Origin of the sequence: Sphingopyxis sp. BSN-002, from assembly GCF_022024275.1 — a bacterium.
Lineage (GTDB): Bacteria > Pseudomonadota > Alphaproteobacteria > Sphingomonadales > Sphingomonadaceae > Sphingopyxis.
The window spans coordinates 468,654-490,959 of sequence record NZ_CP091804.1 but is presented as its reverse complement, the minus strand read 5'-3'; the positions used below and the strand labels follow the sequence as shown (position 1 = coordinate 490,959).

The following is a 22,306-nucleotide window of genomic DNA, read 5'->3' as shown; positions in this document are numbered from 1 at the left end:
CGTCAGCTCAGGCGCGTCCTGAAATCCTCGTAACCGAATTCGCGGATCAGCCGCAGTTCGTCGGTCTCGCTGTCCCACAGCCAGATCGACGGCAACGGGACGCCATTGAAGGTATTCGTCTTCACCATCGAATAATGCGCTTGGTCGAGGAAAGCGAAACGCTGGCCGATGCGCGCGCCGCCGGGCAGGCGATAGTCGCCGATGACGTCGCCCGCGAGGCAGGAGGGGCCGCCGAGCCGCGTCGGCAAGCCCTCTGTGCCTTCGTCCAGCATGGCGGGGCGATAGGGCGCCTCGATCACGTCGGGCATGTGACACGTCGCCGAAATGTCGGTGATGCCGATCGGCATGCCGTTGTCGAACAGGTCGAGGACTTCGCCGACGAGGATGCCCGCATCGAGCGCGATCGCCTCGCCCGGCTCGATCATCGCGTCGCAGTTCGTCGCGGCGCGGACCTGCTTCAGGAAGGCGATCAGGTCGTCGACCTGGTAATCGGCGCGGGTCACATGATGGCCGCCGCCGAAGTTGATCCATTTGAGCTGGCCGAAGAAGGGGCGCAGCATCGGCTGCACCGCGCTCCAGGTGCGTTCGAGCGGCGGAAAGTCCTGCTCGCAGAGGCTGTGCATATGGATGCCGTCGACGCCCTCCATATGTTCGGGCAGCAACTGGCTGACCGGAAAGCCAAGGCGGCTGCAAGGCGCCGCGGGGTCGTATTTCGCGACCTCTCCCTCGCTGTGCATCGGGTTGATGCGGAGCCCGATATCGAAGCTTTCGCCCTGCGCGCGGAGGTCATCGAGCAGCGGACGGAAACGTGCGATCTGGCCGGGGGAGTTGAAGATGAGGTGATCGGACAGTTGTGCGATCTCGGGCAGATCGGCTTCCTTGTAGCCGGCACAATAGGTCGCGACCTCGCCGCCATATTCCGCGCGGCCGAGCTTTGCTTCGTAGAGCCCCGAAGCGCAGACGCCGTCGAGGTAGGAGGTGACGGTCGGTCCCAGCGACCACATCGAAAAGGCCTTGAGCGCCGCAAGCACGCGCGCGCCCGACCGGTCGCCGATGTGGCGCAGCAGTGCGAGATTCGCGCGCACCTTCGCCGCGTCGACGACGAAGGCGGGAGAGGGGACGCGGGTGAGGTCGAAGCGGGCAAAGGCTCCGGGATCGCCGGCTCTGGTTTCCATGGCGCGTCTCTAGTGTCTTTCGGTCGGGGATGAAAGCGGGTCGCTTTCGCCGTCGCTTATTTTGGAGACCGGGGACGTTTTTCAAGCCACGGGGATTTTTGCATTTCCCGCTGCCGTCTGCACCGAATAGCTGAAGGGTTCATCCTTCCACCCGGTCTTGGCGCCGCCATGCGCCCCGTCGCGCCGCATCACCGCGATCCCGCCGTCGATCCGGTAACCGGCTTCCTCGATCCGCCTGATCGTCGCTTCGGCGGCCGCCTGCGGTTCCATGCCGCCGCGCATCAGCTCGACGACATGATAGGTGGGAAGAAAACGCATCATCACGTCGCCATTGCCGGTCGCCACTGCGGCGCCGACGGCCTGGTCGCAATAGGCGCCGGCGCCGATGATCGGCGAATCGCCGACGCGGCCCGGAATCTTGAATTCGCGCCCGTTGGTCGAGCAGCCGACGCAGAGATTGCCTGCGGCGTCGAGCGCGATGCAGCCGACGGTGTCGTGCCCGACAAGATCGGGATTCTTGCCGATCGGTTCGGGATCGAAGGCGTTGGTCTTTTCGCCCTTGGCCGCCCATTTGTCCCACGCCTGCTGCGACACGACGCTGGTCAGAGAGGTTTCGGTGAAGCCCATGCGCGCGGCAAAGCGCGTGGCATCGTCGCCGACGATCAGGCTGTGCTGGGTTTCCTCCATCACCTTGCGCGCCACCGAAATGGCGCGCTTGACGCGCTTGAGGCACCCGACCGCGCCGGCGTCGTGCGTCGGCCCCCACATGATCATCGCGTCGAGCGTCGTCTCGCCGACCTCGTTCGGGACGCCGCCGGCGCCGACCCAATAGTCGCCGAGCAGTTCGACATGGTTGATCGCGGCCTCGACGACGTCGAGCGCCGACGCGCCAGAGGCGAGCATGGGCCAGCCGATCGCATTGGCGCCGGGGCCGAAGTCCCATGTCGTGAGAATGAAGGGCTTGCCGGTCGGTATGGGACCGGGCTTCGCCGGTTTGGCCGACGTCGTTGTAGCGCTTAGGGCTGCCAGCCCAGCCGCGCCCGCTGCGAACGCCCGCCGTGAAACTCTCTTGCCGTCGCCCATCGCCTGCTCTCCCGTTTGGCAGAAGCTAGCGGGCGGAAGATCAGGCGGCAATCGGTCCCTTGAAGATGAAGAAGGCGCCTGCAGCGATCAGGCCGAAGCCGACGAGATGGTTCACGGTGAGCTTCTCGCCCAGCCAGAAAACCGCGAATCCGGCAAAGATTATCAGCGTGATCACCTCCTGCAGCGTCTTGAGTTCGGCGGCGCTATACGCGCCATAGCCGATGCGGTTCGCGGGGATGACGAGGCAATATTCGAAGAAGGCGATCCCCCATGCGATCAGCACCGCGAGCCAGACCGGCCGCGACATCTCGCCGAGCTGGCCGTACCAGGCAAAGGTCATGAAGATGTTCGAGATGAACAGCAGGCCGATCGGCGCAAGATAGGCGGTCATTTCTTCTCTTTCGTCAGCGGCAGCACAGCGGAGAGTAGCGCGGCGAAGAAATGCCCCGGCTCCTCGACCATCGGCATATGCGCCGAATGTTCGAGCCAGATAAGCCTTTTCGACGGCGCCTTGACCTGTGCGAACCAATCGGCCGCTACCGGCGAAGGCACAGTATAGTCATGCCGTCCGAGCAGGAAGATCAGCGGAACGTCCAGCTTGTGCACCGGCTTGAAGCTGACGTCGGCAAGCCGCGGCCAGAGCGTCGTCACCGAAAATTCGCTGCCCTTGCCCCACGCCTGACGGTCGGCTTCGCTATATTCGGGCGAGAGCCGCGGCGTCTGGAAATAATAGGTCAGGTCGGGCTTGTTGTAGACGAGCGAGCCATAGGGGATCGCATATTTGCGCCAGCCATCGGCCTTGGCGATCGTGAACTCGCCTTGCGGATAGGGCGCGAGCGCGTCGATGGCCGCGACCGCTTCGGTGTTGCCGGCGGCCAACGCCTTGGCGCGGGTCCATGCCATGCCGGCCTTTTCGCCGTCGCGGAAATCGATCCCCTGACCGACGCCGACATAGGCATAGAGCAGGTCGGGGCGCTTCACCGCGACCGACAGGCCGACGATCGATCCCCAGCTGTGACCCATCAACACCACCTTGCGCTTGCCGTACCGTTTCCTCAGCAGTTCGATCAGCTCGATGGCGTCGTCACGATAGCGTTCGGGGGTCATCGTCGGCGCGAGCGTCGCCGGATCGTTCAGCGGATAGCTCCGCCCCGCGCCGCGCTGATCGTACTGGACCACGGTGAAGACATCTTCCCACGGCCGCTGGAACGCCCAAGCGAAAGGCATCTCGACCGCGCCGGGACCGCCGTGGACGAAGATCAGGATCGGATTGTCGCGGTCGGAACCGCGCACATTCACAACCTGCCGCGCGCCGCCGAGCGTAACCTCGAAGGTTTCCTGCACGCCGTTCGGGGTGAGGATCTTGCCGATGTCGGCGACGATCGCGCGGGCCGGGGCATAGGCGTCGTCGGTTTGCGCGAAAACAGGCGCCGTGACCATGGTGGTCGCGGCGGCGATAAGGGCCAGCAGTCTGCGCATCGTCAGAACGCCAGCGGCGCGTCGAGTTCCTTCACCTGCCAGGGCAAGCCGTGCTTGTTCAGCATGTCCATGAAGGGATCGGGGTCCATTTGCTCCATGTTGAACACGCCGTCGCCGGACCAGGTGTTCGTCACCATCATCGCAGCGCCGATCATCGCGGGGACGCCGGTGGTGTAGCTGACCGCCTGATTGCCGGTTTCGGCATAGGCATCCTCATGGTCGCAGATATTGTAGAGGTAGAGCGTCTTTTGCTTGCCGTCCTTGCCGAGGCCGGTCGCGATGACGCCGATGTTGGTCTTGCCCTTGGTCGTCTCACCCAGGCTCGACGGCTCGGGGAGCACGGCCTTCAGGAACTGCAGCGGGATGATTTCCTTGCCCTCATAGATGACGGGGTCGATCCGCGTCATGCCGACATTCTGCAGCACGGTGAGGTGCTGGATATAGGCATCGCCGAAGGTCATCCAGAAACGGATGCGCTTGATCTCGGGCAGGTGCGTTTTCAGGCTTTCGATCTCCTCATGATACATGAGGTACATGTTCTTCGGGCCGACAGCCTCGAAGTCGAATTGCTGCTTCACCGACATCGGCGGGGTCTCGACCCAGTCGCCATTTTCCCAGTGCCGCGCGACCGCGGTCACTTCGCGGATGTTGATCTCGGGGTTGAAGTTTGTCGCGAAATGCTGGCCGTGATCGCCGCCGTTGCAGTCGAGAATGTCGAGCGTGTCGATGCGGTCGAAATGATGCTTGCGGAGCCACGTCGTGAAGACGCTGGTCACGCCGGGGTCGAAACCCGAACCGAGCAGCGCCATCAGTCCCGCGGATTTGAAGCGGTCCTGATAGGCCCACTGCCAGTGATATTCGAACTTCGCCTCGTCGCGCGGTTCGTAGTTCGCAGTGTCGAGATAATGCGCGCCGGTCGACAGGCACGCCTCCATGATCGTCAGGTCCTGATAGGGAAGCGCGAGGTTCACGACATGCGTCGCGCCGATCGAGCGGATCAGCGCCGCTGTCGCGTCGATATGGTCGGCATCGACCTCGGCGGTTTTGATCGTGACGCCGGTGCGTTCCTTGACCGACTCGGCGATGGCATCGCACTTGAACTTGCGACGGCTGGCGAGCGTGATGTCGGGAAAGATGTCGGGATTCATCGCCATCTTGTGCACCGCGACCGAACCGACGCCGCCTGCGCCGATCACCAGAACCTTGCTCATGTGAAAAATCTCCTGCCCGCTACCTATGCGGCTTGTCTTGTATGCCCGGCCCTATAGGACGAAGCGATGACACAGCAAAGCCCCGAAGCCCTGATCGACCCGAACCGCGCACCTACGTTCGCAGGGGTCGAACGCGCGGCGGCGAAAGTCGCTGCATTGCTGCCGCAAACCCCGCTGCTGCCGCTTGAGATCGACGGCAAGACCGTCTGGTGCAAGGCCGAGTGCCTTCAGCCGGTGGGCGCCTTCAAGATCCGCGGCGCATGGCACCGGTTGACCGACCTGACGCCCGAGCAGGCGAACGAAGGCGTCGTCGGCGTGTCGAGCGGCAATCACGCGCAAGGCGTCGCTTGGGCCGCGAAGCGGCTGGGGATCAGGGCTACGATCGTGATGCCGAGCAATGCGCCTGCGATGAAGCTGGCGGCCACGCGCAAGTTGGGCGCCGAGGTCGTGTTGTACGACCGGGTAACCGAATCACGCGATGCGGTCGCGGCGAAGCTGCTTGCCGAGCGCGGCGGGACGCTAGTTCACGCCTATGGCGACCCTTGGATCATTGAGGGGCAGGGTAGTGCGGGGATCGAGGCGGCCGCGCAGATGAAGGCACGCGGGATCGATGGTCCCGACAAGGTGATCGCCTGCTGCGGCGGCGGCGGTTTGTCGGCGGGGCTGGCGCTTGCCTGTCCTGATGCGGGGATCGTCGCCGTTGAGCCCGAGGGCTGGGATGACGTGACGCGCAGCCTTGCCGCGGGCAAGATTCTGTCGGTCGAAAACATGGCTTATCCGACCGAATGCGATGCGCTGCAGACGCCCGAAACCTGGCCGATCAACTTCGCGGTGCTGCAGGCGCGCGGGGTTGAGGGCGTCGTCGTGACGCGGAGCGAGGTGCGCGACGCGATGCGGTTGGTGTTCGAGAAACTCCACCTCGTCGTCGAACCCGGGGGCGCGGCCGCATTGGCTGCGGTGCTTGCGGGTAAAGTGTCGGTGACCGACGCGACGCTCGTCACGCTGTCGGGCGGCAATGTCGATCCGCTGAAGTTTGCCGAGATCATTACCGAATAGCCTCGCGGAAACTTATCCGCGGCCAAGCGTTGGGACCGGGAAGGAGAAGCATGATGCACAAGAGCATGATTTTCGCGAGCGCTGCGGCGCTCGTCCTGCTGGCCGGCTGTGAAAAGGCCGAAGCGCCAGCGCCCGCCGACACGAAATCGACGACAGAGGAAGTGCCGGTCGAAACCGTTCCTGCCGAGGGAGCCGAAGCCGCCGACCCTGCGACCGCACCGCACCGCTTTGCAAGCTGGGCAGGCAAATGGACGGGCGTCGAGGGTATGTACGTCACCATCACCACCGCCGAACCCGGCAAGTACAAGCTGGAGATGCAGTCGGACCTCGACACCAAGGGGACCTATGACGGCGAAGACAGCGAGCATGGCATCAAGTTCAAGCGCGGAACCGAGGAATTGAGCCTGCGCCGCGGTAACGGCGACGAAACCGGCCTCAAATATCTTGCGGGCAAGAAGGAATGCCTGATCGTCAAGGATGGCGAAGGCTATTGCCGCGACTGACGTCTTGATTGGCGACAGCGACTTTTTTGACGCTGTCGCCGTTTCGTAACCGAACTGACGCGAGAATCGCACTGTCCGCTGCCATGCGCGGCCCCGGATCCACCTCGCTCCGGGAGACCCTGAATCATGGCCAGCCAGCCCAACCGCAAGATCGCCGCCGCCGTCGTTCGCGAGGATGCCGAGCAGAAACAGCGCCTGCTCGACCGCGCCTTTGCGCTGGCGTTCAAGGGGCTGGTCTATGCGCAGATATGGGAAGATCCCGTCGTCGACATGGAGGCGCTGGCGATCGAGCCCGGTAACCGGATCGCGACGATAGCGAGCGGGGGCTGTAATGTTTTCTCCTATCTGACTGCCGATCCCGCCGAGATCGTTGCCGTCGACCTCAATACCGCGCACGTCGCGCTCAATCATCTGAAGCGCGTCGCGGTGCAGCGGCTGCCCGACTATGACAGCTTCCGGCGCTTCTTTGCCGAGGCGGACAATGTGGCCAATATCGCGGATTATCGTACCTTTGTCCGGCCGCATCTCGATGAAACGAGCCGCCGCTATTGGGAAGGTCGCGATCTCGTCGGTCGCCGTCGGATCAACGGCTTCGCAAGCGGCCTCTACAAGCGCGGCCTGCTCGGAAACTTCATCGGCCTCGCGCACCTTGTCGCGCGGTTGCACCGCATCGATCTGAAACGCTTCCTCGACGCGAAGACGATGGAGGAGCAGCGTGCGATCTTCGACGCCGAGTTTGCGCCTTTTTTTGATCGCAAGCTCATCCGCTGGATTACCGATCAGCGTTCTTCGCTCTTCGGGCTCGGCATTCCGCCCGCCCAATATGATGCACTCGCGGACGGAAAACCCATGGCAGACGTGCTGCGCGGACGCCTTGAAAAGCTAGCCTGCGACTTCCCGCTCGAAGAGAATTATTTCGCCTGGCAGGCGTTCGGGCGCGGTTATGGCAAGGGCCGCGCAGCGCCGCTCCCGCCCTATCTGCACGCCGATCATTATGCGGCCGTGCGCGCACGCGCCGACCGGGTGACGATGCTGCACGCGAATATGACCGACATGCTTGCTGCGGCTGATGCTGCGAGCTTCGACCGCTATGTCTTCCTCGACGCGCAGGACTGGATGAGCGATGTGCAGCTGACAGCGCTCTGGGCCGAGGTCACGCGCACGGCGCGGCCCGGCGCGCGCGTTCTTTTCCGCACTGCGGCCGAGCCGAGCCTATTGCCCGGACGTCTGCCGGGCGACCTGCTGAGCCGCTGGGAGTATCGCGAGGAGGAATCGCTCGGCTACACGCGCCGTGACCGCTCGGCGATCTATGGCGGCGTTCATCTGTACGTGCTCAAGGGCGCCTGAACGTGGTGGGCCACGGTGAGATGATGGACGGCGTCTATCGCACGCAGCGGCACATCTATGACCTGACTCGCAAATATTATCTGCTCGGTCGTGACGGGCTCATCGCCGATCTCGCGCCGCCACCCGAGGGTTCAGTGCTGGAAATCGGCTGCGGTACGGGGCGGAACCTGATTGCGGTCGGCAAGGCGTGGCCCGAAGCGCAATTGTTCGGAATCGACATATCGGAGGCGATGCTGGAGACCGCCCGTGCTTCGACGGCAAAGGCGGGCGTCAGCCCGATGCTTGCGCAAGGCGACGCCTGCGATTTCGACGCCGCAGTACTGTTCGGTCGCGCAAGCTTCGATCGGGTGTTTATCAGCTATGCGCTCTCGATGATCCCCGACTGGAAGGTGGCGCTGGTGCAGGCGGCAAGCTGCGTTGCTCCGGGCGGACGACTGGAGGTCGTGGACTTCGGCCAGCAGGATCGTTTGCCCGGGCTGTGGCGACGCGCGCTGTTCGGATGGCTGGCGCAATTCCACGTCACGCCCCGCGCCGAACTCGGGCGGGTCATGGCCGCGCTGGCGAAGGAAACCGGCAGCGCGGGGCATTGCCGCAGCCTCTATCGCGGCTATGCGATCCGCGGCGGTCTCGCGCGCGGCTGATTTGCTGCTATCGTCTCCTGAAAGAGGAGGGGCGAATGGGCGACGTGATCGAACAGGCGGGGCCGCGCGATTTCCCTGCGGCGATGGAAACGCTGGCGCAGGCGTTCCAGAAGGATCCCGCGCTGTCGTGGATTCTGCCGGATTCCCGGCATCGTGCACATGCACTCAGGAGCCTGTTTCGTGTCCTCGTTCCGGCAGACGCGCGTGCCGGCCTGGTGCTGCGATCGGATGATGACGAGGCGGTGTCGCTGTGGCGCGCGCCGGGACAGGCGGACAGCGGCGTGCTCGAATTCCTCCGTAACGTCCTGCCGCTGATCGCGACCTTCGGCACGGCTCTGCCGCGCGGGCTGAAGGTTCAGGGCAGCATCGACGCGCACCGGCCGAAAGGGCGCTTCTGGTACCTCCATTATGTCGGCGTACGTCCGGAGCATCAGGGCAAGGGCCATGGTGGACGCATCATCCGCGCGCAGACCGCGGTGGCCGACGCTGAAGGTCTTCCATGCTGGCTGGAGACTGCAACGCCGGAGAATGTCCCGCTTTACGAGAGGCTCGGGTTCGAGACACAGGTCGAGTGGGACGTGCAGGGCGGTCCCCACTTCTGGGGGATGATGCGCCCGGCGCGCTAGCCGGGATCAGCTGGCCGGGCGAATGGCACCGAACGAAAAGTCGATACCTACGCTGGCGGCGATCGCATCGGTTGTGGCCCATTCGCCTTGCCCCACGCCGAACGCCGTGCGGTCGATCCGTGCGTTCCCGGACACGCGAGCCTTGTCGCCTTCGATACGCAGCGTGAAGCGAATGGTGGCGGGCTTTTTGACGCCGCGCAGGTCGAGCGTGCCGCGCGCCTCGTAGCGGTCACCGCCAAGGTGGCGGATGTCGCGCGCGGTGAAGACCGCTTTCGGATGCGCGCCGCTGTCGAAGAAGTCGCTGCCTTTCAGCGAATCGTCGCGTTGCGCATCGCCGGTGTCGGCCGAGGCGAGGTTGACGGTGACCTTTATCCGCGACGCCGGCAGGTCATCGGGGCTGAAACGGATGTCGGCGTCCCAGCGGCTGAAGCTGCCGTTGATTGCTTCGCCGTTCCAGCTGGCGGTGAAGCCGAGCTTTCCGCCCGATCCGACGGTCCAGTCGGCGAGCGGCTGAGCGGCGTCCTCGGGCTTCGCTTCCGGCTCCGCGGTTTCTTCTTTCTTCTCGTCGTCTTTCGCGGCTTCCTCGGGGGCGATGGGCGCAGCGACGGGCGTGGCGGTCTTTTCGGCGGCCGTGCGCGGCTTGTCGGGATGGACCATCTTGCCGACGGCCATCGCCGCGAAGATCAGCGCCAGAGCACCGATCGCGGCGCCGACCGCCTTGCCGCGGGCGAAGGGGATCATGCGTTGAAGCTCGGGCTTGTCGAGCAGCCACTGATGCCGGAAGGCGCCCGCGATGTGGAGAAGGAACAGCCCGATCGCGAGCCACGCCATCGCGCCGTGGAGGCTTTCCGCCGGATCGTGCCAGCCGTGTCCCACGGGCAGATGCGGCCACGGAACGATACCGAAGAGCAGGGTTGGAACCTGCACGCGCGCGGTCGAAACGATCAGCCATCCGGTAACGGGGCCAAAGATCATGACCAGATAGAAGAGCCAGTGGACGGTGCTTGCCAGCGCGCGCGTCCACGCCGGCCCGGCGGAGGCGGGCGGGCGGGGTGTGAAAAGGCGAACCGCCAGCCGCACGAGGCTGAGCAGCAGGATCGTGATCCCGACCGACTTGTGGAGTTGATACCGCGCGAACAGTTCGGGGCTGTTGTGGCCTTCGAGCGCCCAGCCGAGCGAAATCTGGAAGGCGAGCAGCAGTGCGAGCAGCCAGTGAAGGGTAATCGCCGTATAGCTATAGCGCTGGGGGTGCATGACAATCTTTCGCGACCGGGGAGGAGTCGGCGGCCACTCTATCGCCGCGCCCCGATCTTGTCGAAGGGGCTTGCGCCGACAAGGGTCAGTCGTCGAACCCCACGAACCGCACGGCATCTTCAACGCTCTTGCGGTTCGAAACCACGGCATTGGCCGGGAAGGCGGCATCGGGCCACCCCATCGCGACGCAGATCATGATGACCTGATCGTCGGGGATGTGGGCATGTTCGCGCACCACGGGGCTTTGCATGATTCCCTGGCTGTTGATGACGCAGCCGAGCCCGCGCGACCAGGCGGCGTTGACCAGCGCATTCGTCACCGCGCCGCAGTCGAAGGGCGCGATATCGCTGCCAAGCAGGACGCGGTCATAGGTAACGACGATGCTGACCGGGGCGTCAAACTGGCGGAAACCACGGAGGACCCAGTCCTGCCGCGCATCCTTGTCGTCGCGCGCGATGCCCATCGCGCCGAACAGTTGTTTGGCGATCTCGATCTGGCGCGCGCGATGGTCGTCGGCGATGCCGTCGAAGCGGCGGAACTCGCGGCTGTCGGGCTTGCCTGCGAGGATGCCGTCGGTGTTGCCCTGCCGGATCGCCGCAAGCGGCTCTCCGGTGATGACAGAGAAATTCCAGCACTGGTTGTTGAACGACGATGGCGCGCGCATCGCGACCTCGATCACCTCGGCGACGAGAGCCTTCGGAACGGGTTTGTCGAGGAAGCCGCGGATTGAGCGTCGCCCGACGACGACCTCGTCGTAGCCGGGTAGAACGGTCACGCCGCCTTGCGCAGTTCGAGGCGGTCCCAGATCTCGGCGAGTGCTTCGGTCAACTCGCGCATCATCGCCTCGTCATGCGCCGGGCCCGGCGTGAAGCGCAGGCGTTCGGTGCCGCGCGGTACGGTCGGGAAGTTGATCGGCTGCACATAGACGCCATATTCGGCGAGCAGGATGTCGCTGATCTTCTTCGCGCGCACGGGGTCGCCGACCATCAGTGGGACGATATGCGTCGTCGAATCCATCACCGGCAGGCCCGCGTCGCGGAAGCTCTGCTTGAGATAGGCGGCGGCGGCCTGCTGCGCGTCGCGCTCCACGCTCGACGATTTCAGGTGGCGAACGCTCGCGAGCACGCCCGCGACGAGCACCGGCGACAGGCTGGTCGTGAAGATGAAGCCCGGCGCATAAGAGCGGATCACGTCGATGATATTCTTGTCGGCGGCGATGTAGCCGCCCATCACGCCGAACGCCTTGCCGAGCGTGCCCTCGATGATCGTGACGCGGCTTGCCGCCTCGTCGCGGTCGGTGATACCGCCGCCGCGCGGGCCGTACATGCCGACGGCATGGACTTCGTCGCAATAGGTGAGCGCGTTGTACTTTTCGGCCAGATCGCAGATCGCGTGGATCGGGGCGACGTCGCCGTCCATCGAATAGACGCTTTCGAACGCGATCAGCTTCGCGGCCTCGGGATCGTCCGCGGCCAGCAGTTCCTCGAGATGGTCGAGGTCATTGTGACGCCACACGCGTTTTTCGCAGCCCGAATTGCGGATGCCCGCGATCATCGAGGCGTGATTGAGCTCGTCCGAATAGATGATGCAGTTCGGGAGCAGCTTGCCGAGCGTGCCCAGCGTCGCCTCGTTCGAGATATAGCCCGAGGTGAAGAGCAGCGCGCCGTCCTTGCCGTGCAGGTCGGCGAGCTCGGCCTCGAGGTCGATGTGGTAATGGGTATTGCCGCCGATGTTGCGCGTGCCGCCCGATCCCGCGCCGACGTCGTGCAGCGCCTCTTCCATCGCGGCGATGACCTTCGGATGCTGGCCCATCGCGAGATAGTCGTTCGAACACCAGACGGTGATCGGCTTGGGGCCATTGTGCCCCGCGAAGCAGCGCGCGTTCGGAAAAGCGCCCTTGTTGCGCAAAATGTCGATGAAGACGCGGTAGCGTCCTTCTTCGTGCAGCCGGTCGATCGCGCGCGCGAAAATATCGTTATAGTTCACGTTTCAGCCCCGCATGTCAGGTGCTTCGCCGCTCCCTCCGGCGACGGTATTCCGGGCCGCATTACCTTCGAAAGTCCTCGAAAGCCAGTGCGAACGATTCGCAGCTATGGGGCAAATTGTCCTATCAGATCGTCTCGATCGACCCGAGGCCATAGGGTGCCAGCGCGGCGAGGGGGGGCGGCGGGCGGTCGTCACTGCGCGTGAAGACGGCGATACCGGGCGGGGCGGTAGCCGGCCATGCCTGCCCCTCTGTGAGGTAGGCAATCCGGCGTGCGATCCCCGCCGCGCCGTCGATGAGCGCAACGTCGGGGCCGAAGGCGGTCCGCAACTCATCTTCGAGAAGCGGAAAGTGGGTGCAGGCGAGGACGACGACGTCGAGCGCATCGCCGCCGGGCTGGTCGCGCAGGCCCGCCACAGCCCTCTCTATCGCTGCAGGGTCGACGGGCTCGCCGCGCAGTTTGGCTTCGGCGCCGGTGACGAGGCCGGGGCTACCGTGGCGCAGCACCGTCTTGTCGCCCGCAAATTTTGCGCCGAGGTCGTCGACATAGCGTTGGCGCACCGTCGCCTCGGTTCCGAGTACGCCGATGACGCCGGTCCGGGTCATTTCGGCAGCAGGCTTGATCGCGGGCACGGTCCCGACGATCGGCAGATCAAGCGCGGCGCGGACGTGCGCGAGCGCGATCGTCGAGGCGGTGTTGCAGGCGATGACCGCAAGCCGCGGCTGATAGCGTTCGACGAGGCGTCCGAGCAGCGCAGGGACGCGCGCTGCCAGTTCGACATCGCTTTTCTGGCCATAGGGCAGGCCGGCATAGTCGGCGGCATAGACGATTGGGGCCGTTGGCAACAGCGCGCGCGTCGGGCCGAGCACGGTCAGCCCGCCGAGGCCGCTGTCGAAGAAGAGGATGGGCGCGTCGGGCGAAGGGGAATGATCCATATCGGACGCGGCGATACGCCAAACGCTCGTCCGGCGGCAAGCGCGGCGTTGACCCCGTACCCGGTCTGCCGCCAAAAGGCGCTTCGCAGCCGGATGCGATTCCGGCGGGCAGGGGAGCCTACCGCATGACGACCGCCATCCTGATCCTGACGGGCTATCTGCTTGGATCGATCCCCTTCGGTATCATCCTGACGCGCCTGTTCGGCGCCGGCGACCTGCGCCAGATCGGATCCGGAAATATCGGCGCGACCAATGTGCTGCGCACGGGGCGGAAGGAGCTCGCAGCGGCGACGTTGATTCTGGACGGCGCCAAGGGTGCGGTTGCGGTGCTGCTCGCGCGGCATTTCATGCCCGAGCTTGGCGACGAAGGCGCGATGATCGCGGGCGCGGCGGCAATGGTTGGCCATTGCTATCCGGTCTGGCTGAAGTTCCGCGGCGGCAAGGGGGTTGCGACTCTGCTCGGCCTGTCCCTCGCGCTCGCTTGGCCGATCGGATTGGTGTTCGCCATCGTATGGCTTGCGACCGCGCTGCTCTCGCGCATCTCGTCGCTCGGCGGCATGGTCGGCGCGGTCTCGGCGCCGGTCGCTGCGCTGGCGCTCGGCCATCCGGTCTATGCGATCGGGCTCGCCGGGCTCGCGGTGATCGTGCTGTGGCGGCACCGCGAAAACATCGCGCGGCTGCGCGCCGGCACCGAGCCGAAGATCGGAGCGAAGAAGGACGGCGCTGCGTGACGCACGCCGAGCGGCTGGCGCGGATCAGGTTGATCCGCACGCCGCATGTCGGGCCGGTGAGCTGGCACCAGTTGATGCAGCGTTTCGGGTCGGGCGAAGCTGCTCTCGAAGCCTTGCCCGACCTCGCTCTCCGGGGTGGCGCGGGGAAGCCGCGCATCGCCTCCGCCGATGTTGCCGAACGCGAGCTGGCGCGCGTTGCCGAACTCGGCGCGCGGCACGTCTTCAGCGACGAGGCGGACTATTCGCCGCTGCTCCGCGAGGTCGAAGGCGCGCCTCCTGCGATCATCGTGCGCGGCGACACCGCGATGTTGCAGCGCCCGTGCGTCGCGATCGTCGGCGCGCGCAATGCCTCCGCCATCGCCAACCGCTTCGCGCGTCAGATGGCGGCCGATCTGACGGCGCGCGGCGTGACCGTCGTCAGCGGGCTTGCGCGCGGCGTGGATACGTCGGCGCATATCGGCGCGCTTGGCGGATCGACTGCGGCGGTGATCGCGAGCGGCATCGACGTCGCCTTTCCGCCCGAAAATGTGGAACTGCAGGAGAAGATTGCCGGCGATCAGCTGCTGATCGCCGAACAGCCGCCGGGGACCGAGCCGCTCGCGCGGCACTTTCCGACGCGCAACCGGATCATCGCGGGGCTATCGCACGGCACGGTGGTGATCGAGGCTGCGCCGAAGTCGGGATCGCTGATCACGGCGCGGCGCGCGGGCGATTATGGGCGCGAGGTGATGGCGGTGCCCGGCTCGCCGCTCGATCCGCGCGCGCAGGGTTGCAATCAGCTGATCCGTGAGGGCGCAACGTTGATCCAGACTGTCGACGATGTGCTCGAAGCCCTGGGGCCGATCGACGCGCGTATGGCGCGCGAACCGCGGCGTGCTTATGTTGAAACGCTCGCCGTACCGGACATGGGCGACGCCGATCGCGATATCGTCGCAGGTCTGCTCGGCCCGACACCCGTTGCGGTCGACGAACTCGTCCGTCAATCGGGACGACCCGCCGCTGCGGTGCAGCTCGTGCTGCTCGAACTGGAGCTTGCAGGGCGCGTCGCACGCCATGCCGGCGCGCGCGTTTCGCTCATGTGACGGACGGCACAGCGGCCCAAATTCCTACAATATAACGCTTCATCGCGGTTCAGCCACGGTTCAGCGGCTGAGCGACAGGCTGATGATATTGTATCACATGTGGGGAGTTTGACGATGCGAAGCCGGTTATTGACGGGTGTCACGATGTTTGCGGTTCTGGCCTCGATGCCTGCTCCGCTCCCGGTCGCGATCGCCCATGCGAAGGCGCCCGCGACACAGCAGGGCTTCTGCCGCAACGCCGATCCGCTTCCGCGGCTCGACCCCGAGGCGGCACAGCGCCCGCAGCAGTCGAATGCCGGAGGCTATAAATCGGATGGCCGGCGCGATCGCGATGCGGTGACCGAAGCGTTGCCCATGCCTGCACCGCCGCCGCCTCCCGCGCCGCCGCCACCGCCTGTCATGGCCGAGCCGAGCTATGAAGCCCCGGCAATGGATATGGCGAGCCCGGTGGCATCGGTCGGCGATTCGGCCAAGGCGCTGCCGCCGCCGCCTGCGTCGGCTTCGCCGGTGCCGGGCTCTTCGAGCGATTATTCGGAACGCGCGGTGTCGTCCACGAGCCTGCCCCCGCCGCGTCCCTATCCGCGTCCGCAGCCGCAATCGGGTATCTTGACCGCGGGCGAGCATGACGACCTGCTCAATCCCGAACTCTACGCCTCCTATGTGAACCGCAGTGGCGATCTGGGGCAGGAAGTCCGCGACTTGCCGCGTGTCGACACGATGCGCGTCGTTACGGTGAAAGTGAATGATCGTAGCGGCCAGCCGATTCCCTTTGCCGACGTCGTTGTCACCTGCAGCGACGGCAACAGCATCACGATGGCAACGCAGGCCGACGGCAGCGCGGTCTTTTTCCCCGGCCTCGACCGGCTGAGCGACAGGATCACCATTTCGGCCGCGAAAGGTGGCCGGACGATCGCCGATGCGCGGCCCGTGCTTGTCTCGAACGCCGCGGGCGGGCAGGTTGTGGGCCTTACGGCCAATCAGGCCGCGACGAAGGCGACGAAGCTCGACCTGATGCTGGTCATCGACACGACAGGCAGCATGGGTGACGAAATCCGTTATCTCCAGTCCGAGTTGCGGTCGATCATCGGCTCGATCACCGAAAAGCATCGCGACCTCGATATTCGCGTCGGCTTCGTCTTCTATCGCGATCTCGGCGATGACTATGTCACGCGTACCGTCGCGTTCGACCGCGACATCGGGCGCGTGCAGGGCGCGCTCGCGCGGCAGGACGCCGATGGCGGCGGCGACTATCCCGAAGCCATGGATCAGGCGCTGATCCGCGCGGTCGGGCAGGAATGGCGGCCCGACGCGGTGAAGTCTCTGCTGCTGGTCGCCGATGCGCCGCCGCACGACGAATTATTCGGGCGGACGTGGAAGGCGGCCGAGGCTGCGCGCGCGAAGCGGATCCATATCACGCCGGTTGCGGCGTCGGGCGTCGCCGACAAGGCCGAATATGCGATGCGCGCGATGGCGGCGGCGACCCAGTCGCGCTACCTGTTCCTGACCGATGACAGCGGCGTCGGCAATCCGCATGCGCCACCGGCGATCGACTGCTACCTTGTGACGAAGCTCGATGCGCTCGTCCGCCGGGTAGTCGACAGCCAGATCAGCGGCCGCCGGATCGAACCCGAGGATCAGGAAATCATCCGCAGCGTCGGCAAATATGACGCGGGCAAATGCATCCTGCCGGCCGATTTCAAATGGCAGAACAGCTGACGCCCTGAAGCTGTAACCGACATGCCCTCGCACCCGACCGGTGCGGGGGCATTGCTAACTGCGGGTGCGGCGCCGCGACGACGACGGATGGATCAGATCCCGCTTGACGAGGCGCGGGGCCACCGGCCACCCTTCCGACCGACAAGGGGTCGTGGGGAGAGGTTTCACATGCAGTTCGATGCGGGATACGCCGCTCCGGTCGCGCGCGATACGTTCGCGTGGTTTCGGGCCGATATGCCGACGTTCGCAATCATCTATGGCATATTGATCGCCACGGGCGTCGCCTATGACGCGGTAGTCATAAGGTATCCCGACTGGTTCATCGCCGTGCAGTTCGCCTTGATCGCGGTGAATCTCTTTCTGCAGGCGTGGACGACGCTGACGATTCTGCGCCTTGCCTCCGTCCCTTTGCCCCAATCGGCCAAGTCGCGCATTGCCGGTGTGTTCGGCGTCGGCCTGCTCTTCGGTCTCGGCGTCGGCTTTGGCCTGCTCCTGCTGATCCTGCCGGGCATCTATTTCGCGGCGCGCTGGTACCTCGCCGTCCCGATCCTGCTCGCGGAGGACAGCGCCGTTTCAGAAGCGCTCTCGGCCAGCTGGGCGCGGACCGAGCGATATTGGCTTAGCTGCGCCATGATCGCGGTGCTGGCTTTCGTATGGCAGATGGTTCCGCTTGCGGCGACCGAGTTCGTCAGGCTCCCCGATGATGACACGGTCTTTCTCTGGTTGCTGCTCTCCAACGCACTGTCGCAGGCGGGGTGGTTGTTCGGCGTCGCGGCCGCCACCACATTATTTCTGGCGTTCGGAAAGCGGCAGTCGACGACCGCCGAAATTTTCGGTTGACGATCGCGTCAGCCGCGCCACCCTCGCGCGTACGTACGTAGAGAGTTTCCGGGGAACGAGTTTTTCATGCAGTTGGTAATTGTGGAATCGCCCGCCAAGGCGAAGACGATCGAGAAATATCTCGGTCGCGATTTTAAGGTGCTGGCCAGCTATGGCCACGTCCGCGACCTCCCACCCAAGGATGGATCGGTCGATCCCGACGACAGCTTCGCGATGCAGTGGCAGATGTATCCCGACAAGGCGAAGCGGATGAAGGACATCCAGGATGCGGCCAAGTCGGCCGACCGTCTGATCCTCGCGACCGACCCCGATCGCGAGGGCGAGGCGATCAGCTGGCATGTGCAGGAACTGCTGCGTCAGAAAAAGGCGCTGCCGCAGGCGGTCGACCGCGTGACCTTCAACGCGATCACCAAGCAGGCGGTCACCGATGCGATGGCGCATCCGCGCGAGCTCGATACCGACCTGATCGACGCCTACCGCGCGCGCCGTGCGCTCGACTATCTGGTCGGCTTCACCCTGTCGCCCGTGCTGTGGCGCAAGCTGCCCGGCGCCAAATCGGCGGGCCGCGTCCAGTCGGTGACGCTGCGCATGATCGTCGAGCGCGAGCGCGAGATCGAGGCCTTTGTTGCGCAGCAATATTGGTCGGTGACCGGGCTGTTCGAGATGGCCGGCACGCCGTTCAAGGCGCGGCTGTCGCGCTGGCGTGGCGACAAGATCGAACGGCTGTCGATCGGCACCGAGGCCGATGCGCGCGCCGCCGAAGCCGATGTGCAGGCGGGCCACTTCACCGTCGATACCGTCGAGACCAAGCCGCTCACCCGCAACCCGCCGCCTCCCTTCACGACCTCGACCTTGCAGCAGGAGGCCGCGCGCAAACTCGGCTTCTCGGCAAGCCACACGATGCGCGTGGCGCAGGACCTCTATGAGGACGGCGCGATCACCTACATGCGTACCGACGGCGTCCAGATGGACGGCAGCGCGATCAGCGCGGCGCGCAAGGCAATCGCCGATCGCTACGACGGCGGCTATGTCCCCGACCAGCCGCGCCAGTATCAGACCAAGGCGAAGAATGCGCAGGAAGCGCACGAAGCGATCCGTCCCACCGACTTTTCGAAAGACAAGGTTGGCGGCGGAGATCACGCGCGCCTGTACGAACTGATCTGGAAGCGCGCGCTCGCAAGCCAGATGGCGTCGGCGCGGCTCGAACGCACCAGCGTGGACCTCAGCGATGGCACCGGCAAGACGGTGCTGCGCGCGACCGGTCAGGTCGTGAAGTTCCCCGGCTTCCTGGCGCTCTATGACGAAGGCCGCGACGACGCGGAGGATGAGGATGCGCGCCTGCTGCCCGCGATGGACAAGGGCGATGCGCCCGCGAAGACCGGCGTCGAGGTCGAGAAGCACGAGACGCAGCCGCCGCCGCGCTATTCGGAAGCCAGCCTCGTCAAGAAGATGGAAGAGCTCGGCATCGGGCGCCCGTCGACCTATGCCGCGATCCTGCAGGTGCTGAAGGACCGCGCCTATGTGCGCGTCGAGAAGAATCGTTTCATTCCCGAAGAGAGCGGGCGTCTGTTGACCGCGTTCCTCGAACGCTTCTTCAATCGCTACGTCGAATATGATTTCACTGCCGGGCTCGAAGAAGAGCTCGACGACGTGTCGGGCGGCCGCGCGCAGTGGCAGGCGGTGCTCGAACGCTTCTGGCGCGATTTCAAGCCGCGCACCGGCGAAGTGATGGAGCAGAAGCCGTCGGAGATCACCGCCGCTCTCGACGAGTTCCTCGGGCCTTATCTGTTCCCGGACAAGGGCGACGGCAGCGACCCGCGCCTCTGCCCCAATTGCGGGACCGGCCGTTTGGCGCTGCGCGGCGGCAAGTTCGGGCCGTTCATCGCGTGCAGCAACTATCCCGACTGCAAGTTCACGCGCAAATTCGCACAGCCGGGCGGGCCCGACGGTGGCGACACCGGCCCCGAGGTGATGGGTACCGACCCCGAAAGCGGGCTGGAAGTGTCGAAGCGCAGCGGGCGCTTCGGCCCCTACATCCAGCTCGGCGACGGCAAGGAGGCGAAGCGCTCGTCGATCCCGAAGGACATTCCGGCCGAGGATTTCGACCTCGATTATGCGCTGCGGTTGCTGAGCCTGCCGCGCGAGGTCGGAACGCATCCCGAGAGCGGAAAGGTCATCATGGCGGGGCTGGGGCGCTATGGTCCCTATCTGCTCCACGATGGCAAATATGCGAAGCTCACCGGCACCGCCGAAATCTTCGACATCGGCATGAACGCCGCGGTCGCGCGGATCGCCGATGCCGCGAACGGCGGTGGACGCGGCGCACGCGCCAAGGCCGAACCGCTCAAGACCTTCGGTGCGCATCCGACGAGCGGCGGCGAGATGAAGTTGATGGCTGGACGCTTTGGCCCCTATGTCACCGACGGCACGACCAATGCGACCCTGCCGAAGACGGTCGAGCCCGACGCGCTGACGGAAGAGGAAGCGATCGCACTGATCGACGCCCGCGCCGCCAAGGGGCCGGCCAAGGGCAAGAAGAAGGCGCCAGCCAAAAAGGCCGCCGCCAAAAAGGCGCCGGCCAAAAAGAAGGTCGCTAAGGAATAGGAGCAATTTCGGGGGGAGGATCGAGATGTTGTTTCCGGTTTTGATGCTGTTGCAGGCGGCGCCGGCCGTCGGTGCGGAGGACAGCTGCAGGGTGCTTGCGCGTCAGTGGCGCGGCATCGAAATGGACCTTGCCGCCGACTATGCCGAGGGGGTTGCAGACAACAGCGCGCCGCGGGCGACGCTGCGCGAGCAGCGCGAGACCAATGCTCTCCTGCGCGCCCAGATGCTGCTGGCCATGATGCGCGACAATAAATGCAGCCTGCCGAAGGCGCCACCAAGCTATGCCACCTATGCATTGCCAGCGGTCACCTGCCGGACCGATCGGCTGCAATCCTATTCGGTCAAGGATGTCCCGCCGTCGTGCAACCGCGACAACTGGAAGGCCGCCGGCGCCGGACAATAGCCGCAGCAAAGCGATTTTCCTTTGGACGCGTCCATGTTAGCCTGGGCGCATCGGGAGGTATTTCGATGCGCCGCTTGTTTGCCGCCGTACTCACGTTCCTCGCCATTGTCGCGACCCCCGCTTCCGCTCAGCCGCCGCGATACCTGATTTCGGCGCAGCCGATGCAGGATGCGCCGCCCGGCGTCCAGGCTTGGCGCGTACAATATTGGACGACCAACGGGAATGGGCAGCGCCTTGCGGTCACCGGTATCGTTGCGGCGCCAATGGAGGCGATCCCGCCGCGTCCGCGCCGCGTCATTGCGTGGACACATGGCGCGTGGGGTGTCGCGGAAAAGTGTGCGCCGTCGCTGAGCCCGAACTTCTTTGACTATAGCGCCGGGATGGATGCGGTGCGCAGCGGCTATGTCGTGGTCGCGCCCGATTATATCGGCCTGGGCAGCCCGACCATGCATCCGTTTCTCGTCGGAGCCGACACCGCGAATGCGGTGCTCGACGCGGTACGGGCGACGCGTGAGATTCCGGGGGCAGCCGCTGGAAGCAGCTTTGCCGTCTGGGGTGAATCGCAGGGCGGTCACGCCGCGCTGTGGACCGCGATTTCGGCGCGCAGCCATGCGCCCGACCTGACGCTCGTCGCCACCGCCGCAGCGGCGCCTCCGACCGATCTCGCTGCCAACCTGGCCCAGGGAAGCGACAAGAATGCGCGCGCGCTGCTCCTGTCCTTTGCGCTTCATAGCTGGTCGACGCTCTACGGATTTTCGCTCGATCCGATCGCAAACCGTACCAACCAGGGCATCATTCGCCGGTTGTCCGAGAATAATTGCGTCAGCTTCAACAAGAAGCCGAAGCTGGGCACCATCCTCGGTATCCTTACTGTCGCCCGCGCGACGAAGAACAAGGACATCGCGAAGATCGAGCCCTTTGCGTCGTTCGAGCGGGCCAACAGCGTCGATCCCGCGCGCGTTCCGGGGCCGCTGCTGATCGCGCAGAGTAGCAAGGACACGATCGTCGCCGCCGCCGTGACGCGCAAGTTCGCGAAAGCGGTCTGCAAGCGCGGGACGCCGACCCGCTGGATCGACCTCACCGGCGATCACGGCGCCAGCGCAAAGGACAGCGCGCAGGAAACGATCGGCTGGATCACCGCGCGCTTCGACGGGAATGCGCCGCCGAACGATTGCCGGCGGATTTAGATCCTCACTCGAAGATCCGTGGATCCACATTCTTGCCCGCGAACCAAGCGCGGGCATCCTTACGAAACAGAAAGTAGATCGAAAGCGCCGTCAGCCCGGCACCGGCAAGTGATAGCGCGAATGCGAGACCTTTCGGCGACAATGGGTCGTTCATGGTGGTGAAGGACGACACGATGCCGAATCCCATGAGCACGACATAAATCCATTTCGCGACGTTGCTTGCCCGGCGCGAGATCAGATACCAAAGCAATCCGCCGAAAGCGAAAGAGAGTGCAACGGCAAAGCCGATTCCGATCACGGCGGCGTCGGCCGACTGCGACAGGACGGGATCTTTTTCGACCAACTCTCTCATCATGCTCCATTGCAAGACGGTGCTGACGACACCAATCAGGATAGAAGCCCAGAAGCTACGCTCGAAGTTGATGATCGATACCGGACGTCCCATTTC

At 65.1% G+C, this 22,306-nt stretch carries 22 protein-coding genes; 12 read left to right on the top strand and 10 right to left on the bottom strand.

Annotation, left to right across the window (positions count from 1 at the left end; all coding sequences use genetic code 11):
• Window positions 1-2: 2 nt before the first annotated feature.
• The 5 genes from L7H23_RS02580 to L7H23_RS02560 form a co-directional block, all read right to left on the bottom strand.
• Window positions 3-1,175, bottom strand: coding sequence for a carboxynorspermidine decarboxylase (locus L7H23_RS02580; protein ID WP_237837802.1), 1,173 nt, complete (start codon window positions 1,173-1,175; stop codon window positions 3-5).
• 81 nt (window positions 1,176-1,256) lie between these two features.
• On the bottom strand, window positions 1,257-2,078 hold the full coding sequence (locus L7H23_RS02575) for a N(4)-(beta-N-acetylglucosaminyl)-L-asparaginase (protein WP_237837801.1): 822 nt from the start codon (window positions 2,076-2,078) through the stop codon (window positions 1,257-1,259).
• Window positions 2,079-2,298: 220 nt separating this feature from the next.
• Window positions 2,299-2,649: a DMT family protein gene (locus L7H23_RS02570; protein ID WP_237837800.1), complete on the bottom strand. Its 351-nt coding sequence runs from the start codon at window positions 2,647-2,649 to the stop codon at window positions 2,299-2,301.
• On the bottom strand, window positions 2,646-3,737 hold the full coding sequence (locus L7H23_RS02565) for an alpha/beta hydrolase (RefSeq protein ID WP_237837799.1): 1,092 nt from the start codon (window positions 3,735-3,737) through the stop codon (window positions 2,646-2,648). The genes L7H23_RS02570 and L7H23_RS02565 overlap by 4 nt, the downstream gene beginning before the upstream one ends.
• Window positions 3,738-3,739: 2 nt before the next feature.
• Complete coding sequence (locus L7H23_RS02560; protein WP_237837798.1) at window positions 3,740-4,948, bottom strand: saccharopine dehydrogenase family protein; 1,209 nt, start codon at window positions 4,946-4,948, stop codon at window positions 3,740-3,742.
• A 66-nt stretch (window positions 4,949-5,014) separates the two neighbouring features.
• On the opposite strand from L7H23_RS02560, the gene L7H23_RS02555 reads away from it, so the two are divergent.
• The 5 genes from L7H23_RS02555 to L7H23_RS02535 all read left to right on the top strand — a co-directional run bounded on the left by L7H23_RS02555 (window position 5,015) and on the right by L7H23_RS02535 (window position 9,121).
• Window positions 5,015-6,004 (top strand): pyridoxal-phosphate dependent enzyme, encoded by a 990-nt coding sequence (locus L7H23_RS02555; RefSeq protein WP_237837797.1) that lies wholly within the window; start codon window positions 5,015-5,017, stop codon window positions 6,002-6,004.
• Window positions 6,005-6,054: 50 nt separating this feature from the next.
• Window positions 6,055-6,507 (top strand): hypothetical protein, encoded by a 453-nt coding sequence (locus L7H23_RS02550; RefSeq protein WP_237837796.1) that lies wholly within the window; start codon window positions 6,055-6,057, stop codon window positions 6,505-6,507.
• Between the two features lie 126 nt (window positions 6,508-6,633).
• Entirely contained in the window at window positions 6,634-7,854 is a 1,221-nt protein-coding gene (locus L7H23_RS02545) for a DUF3419 family protein (protein ID WP_237837795.1), read from the top strand.
• A 2-nt stretch (window positions 7,855-7,856) separates the two neighbouring features.
• The gene (locus tag L7H23_RS02540; protein WP_237837794.1) at window positions 7,857-8,495 is read left to right on the top strand and encodes a class I SAM-dependent methyltransferase; all 639 of its coding nucleotides are present in this window, start codon (window positions 7,857-7,859) and stop codon (window positions 8,493-8,495) included.
• Window positions 8,496-8,530: 35 nt separating this feature from the next.
• The gene (locus tag L7H23_RS02535; RefSeq protein ID WP_237837793.1) at window positions 8,531-9,121 is read left to right on the top strand and encodes a GNAT family N-acetyltransferase; all 591 of its coding nucleotides are present in this window, start codon (window positions 8,531-8,533) and stop codon (window positions 9,119-9,121) included.
• 6 nt (window positions 9,122-9,127) lie between these two features.
• On the opposite strand, the gene L7H23_RS02530 is transcribed toward L7H23_RS02535, so the two are convergent.
• From L7H23_RS02530 to murI, 4 genes are all read right to left on the bottom strand, one after another.
• A complete protein-coding gene (locus L7H23_RS02530; RefSeq protein WP_237837792.1) occupies window positions 9,128-10,375 on the bottom strand; it encodes a YceI family protein in 1,248 nt (415 codons plus the stop codon).
• Between the two features lie 85 nt (window positions 10,376-10,460).
• Window positions 10,461-11,150, bottom strand: a complete 690-nt coding sequence (locus L7H23_RS02525) for a nitroreductase (protein WP_237837791.1) — start codon at window positions 11,148-11,150, stop codon at window positions 10,461-10,463.
• The gene (hemA, locus tag L7H23_RS02520; RefSeq protein WP_237837790.1) at window positions 11,147-12,361 is read right to left on the bottom strand and encodes a 5-aminolevulinate synthase; all 1,215 of its coding nucleotides are present in this window, start codon (window positions 12,359-12,361) and stop codon (window positions 11,147-11,149) included. Before hemA ends, L7H23_RS02525 begins: the two co-directional genes overlap by 4 nt.
• 124 nt (window positions 12,362-12,485) lie before the next feature.
• Window positions 12,486-13,295, bottom strand: coding sequence for a glutamate racemase (gene murI / locus L7H23_RS02515; protein ID WP_237837789.1), 810 nt, complete (start codon window positions 13,293-13,295; stop codon window positions 12,486-12,488).
• 125 nt (window positions 13,296-13,420) lie between these two features.
• Here murI and plsY point away from each other — a divergent pair, with 125 nt between their 5' ends.
• The 7 genes from plsY to L7H23_RS02480 all read left to right on the top strand — a co-directional run bounded on the left by plsY (window position 13,421) and on the right by L7H23_RS02480 (window position 21,858).
• Window positions 13,421-14,026 carry a glycerol-3-phosphate 1-O-acyltransferase PlsY gene (gene plsY, locus L7H23_RS02510; protein WP_237837788.1) on the top strand — a complete coding sequence of 202 codons (606 nt, stop codon included), beginning with the start codon at window positions 13,421-13,423 and terminating at the stop codon, window positions 14,024-14,026.
• Window positions 14,023-15,108 carry a DNA-processing protein DprA gene (gene dprA, locus L7H23_RS02505; RefSeq protein ID WP_237837787.1) on the top strand — a complete coding sequence of 362 codons (1,086 nt, stop codon included), beginning with the start codon at window positions 14,023-14,025 and terminating at the stop codon, window positions 15,106-15,108. Before plsY ends, dprA begins: the two co-directional genes overlap by 4 nt.
• Window positions 15,109-15,273: 165 nt before the next feature.
• Window positions 15,274-16,824, top strand: a complete 1,551-nt coding sequence (locus tag L7H23_RS18490) for a vWA domain-containing protein (RefSeq protein ID WP_275671220.1) — start codon at window positions 15,274-15,276, stop codon at window positions 16,822-16,824.
• Between the two features lie 168 nt (window positions 16,825-16,992).
• Window positions 16,993-17,664 carry a hypothetical protein gene (locus L7H23_RS02495; protein ID WP_237837786.1) on the top strand — a complete coding sequence of 224 codons (672 nt, stop codon included), beginning with the start codon at window positions 16,993-16,995 and terminating at the stop codon, window positions 17,662-17,664.
• A 66-nt stretch (window positions 17,665-17,730) separates the two neighbouring features.
• Window positions 17,731-20,268 (top strand): type I DNA topoisomerase, encoded by a 2,538-nt coding sequence (topA, locus tag L7H23_RS02490; RefSeq protein WP_237837785.1) that lies wholly within the window; start codon window positions 17,731-17,733, stop codon window positions 20,266-20,268.
• 25 nt (window positions 20,269-20,293) lie between these two features.
• Window positions 20,294-20,671, top strand: a complete 378-nt coding sequence (locus L7H23_RS02485) for a hypothetical protein (protein ID WP_237837784.1) — start codon at window positions 20,294-20,296, stop codon at window positions 20,669-20,671.
• A gap of 65 nt (window positions 20,672-20,736) precedes the next feature.
• Window positions 20,737-21,858, top strand: coding sequence for a lipase family protein (locus L7H23_RS02480; RefSeq protein WP_237837783.1), 1,122 nt, complete (start codon window positions 20,737-20,739; stop codon window positions 21,856-21,858).
• Window positions 21,859-21,862: 4 nt separating this feature from the next.
• Here the strand turns inward: L7H23_RS02480 and L7H23_RS02475 are convergent, their stop codons facing one another.
• On the bottom strand, window positions 21,863-22,303 hold the full coding sequence (locus L7H23_RS02475) for a hypothetical protein (protein WP_237837782.1): 441 nt from the start codon (window positions 22,301-22,303) through the stop codon (window positions 21,863-21,865).
• Window positions 22,304-22,306: the final 3 nt, after the last annotated feature.